This is a genomic window from Vibrio sp. 10N.222.46.A1 (assembly GCF_041473595.1).
GTDB classification, from domain to species: domain Bacteria; phylum Pseudomonadota; class Gammaproteobacteria; order Enterobacterales; family Vibrionaceae; genus Vibrio; species Vibrio tasmaniensis_A.
On sequence record NZ_JBFRSN010000643.1, the window covers coordinates 1 to 1,985 of the forward strand.

The following is a 1,985-nucleotide window of genomic DNA, read 5'->3' on the forward strand; positions in this document are numbered from 1 at the left end:
GCTCGTATGATGGAAAAAGGCTACACCGAGAAACAAGTGAGACTGCTATCTGAGTGGTACCTAAGAGTTCGTAAATCCTCATAACCAAACTGTATTGAGCTGCTCAATTGGGCAGCTCGTACAAACCAATAACTTTATACCCTAACGAACGAATAGCTTTAGTAAACTAATAACTCTTATACCCGAATAAAAAGTAGGATCGCAAAATCAGCTGAGAGGGAGTTCTTATGGCACAATTTATCGATCGGAGGCTCAATGGCAAGAATAAGAGTGCTGTGAACAGACAGCGTTTCTTACGACGCCATAAAGAGCAAATCAAAGAATCTGTGGCCGATGCAGTCAACCGACGCTCAATCACCAATACTGAAACCGGTGAAGACGTCACTATTCCTCATAAAGACATCAAAGAGCCAAGCTTTCACCAAGGTCAAGGCGGCGTAAGAGAACGCGTTCACCCAGGTAATGACCAGTTCATCACGGGCGATAAAATTGAACGTCCTAAAGGTGGTGGTCAAGGTGGTGGCTCAGGCCAGGGTGACGCAAGCCCTGATGGCGAAGGCCAAGATGAATTTACCTTCCAAATTTCAAAAGATGAATATCTTGATATTCTCTTTGAAGATTTAGCTCTGCCTAATCTAGAGAAGAATCAGGTCAACAAAATCACCGAATGGAAAACACACCGCTCTGGTTACCAAAGCGCGGGGATTCCATCTAATATCGCTATCGTTCGTTCACTGCAACAATCTCTGGCTCGTAGAACCGCGATGACAGCAGGTAAAAAGCGCGAGCTCAACCTACTGATGGAGCAACTTGACCAAGTAAAAATGACAGAACCAGCACAACCTTTCGAAGAGAGTCGCTTAAAAGAAGAGATTGCTGAGTTACGTAAAAAAATTGAAAGCGTGCCGTTCATTGACACCTTCGACCTGCGTTTTAAAAATTATGAGAAGCGCCCTATTCCATCTAGCCAAGCCGTTATGTTCTGTCTAATGGATGTATCTGGCTCAATGGATCAAGCTACCAAGGACATCGCAAAACGCTTCTACGTACTGCTTTACTTATTCCTCAATCGCACATATGAAAACGTCGATGTTGTGTTTATTCGTCACCATACTCAGGCTAAAGAAGTTGACGAACATGAGTTCTTCTATTCACAAGAAACTGGCGGCACGATCGTTTCTAGTGCACTGAAACTAATGAAAGAAATTGTCGCAGATCGTTATCCTGCTAATGAGTGGAATATCTACGCAGCACAAGCTTCTGATGGAGATAACTGGGCGGATGACTCACCTCGCTGTAAAGAACTGTTGGTCAATACGCTATTACCGACTTGCCAATATTACTCTTACATCGAGATTACTCGCCGTTCACACCAAACGCTTTGGCACGAGTACGAGAAGCTAGAAGCGAGCTTCGATAACTTCGCCATGAAGAACATTAAAACGGTGGATGATATTTTTCCTGTGTTTAGAGAACTGTTCCAGAAAGAGACTGCGTAAGGGAGTTTGCCATGACAGCGAAATCAAACGTTGCAGAGAAAGACAAATCTGCACAGAAGAAAAACAACAAGATGCTGCCTGATGGTCCAGATTGGACGTTCAACCTCTTGGAACAATATCACGTAGAAATTAAGCGTGTGGCGCAGCATTACCGTTTAGACACTTACCCGAACCAGATTGAAGTGATTACCTCTGAGCAGATGATGGATGCTTACTCCAGCATTGGTATGCCCATCAACTACAACCACTGGTCTTTTGGTAAGAAGTTCATCCAAACAGAGCAAAACTACAAACACGGCCAAATGGGCTTAGCGTACGAAATCGTGATCAACTCAGATCCGTGTATCGCTTACTTAATGGAAGAGAACACGGTCACGATGCAAGCGTTGGTAATGGCGCATGCCTGTTACGGCCATAACTCGTTCTTTAAGGGTAATTACCTGTTCCAAACTTGGACTGATGCAAGCTCGATTATCGACTATCTAT

The 1,985-nt window shown here is 44.0% G+C and carries 2 protein-coding genes; both read left to right on the forward strand.

Annotated elements, in window-relative coordinates:
• Positions 1-227: 227 nt before the first annotated feature.
• Positions 228-1,499, forward strand: a complete 1,272-nt coding sequence (locus tag AB4496_RS17560; RefSeq protein WP_009848997.1) for a YeaH/YhbH family protein — start codon at positions 228-230, stop codon at positions 1,497-1,499.
• Between the two features lie 11 nt (positions 1,500-1,510).
• Positions 1,511-1,985: SpoVR family protein (locus tag AB4496_RS17565; protein WP_372131495.1), on the forward strand; the 475-nt coding region annotated here is incomplete at its 3' end.

What these genes read in the sequence shown, in the direction of transcription:
- AB4496_RS17560 (WP_009848997.1), top strand. Translation starts at nt 228, where the DNA reads ATGGCACAATTTATCGATCGGAGGCTCAATGGCAAGAATAAGAGTGCT.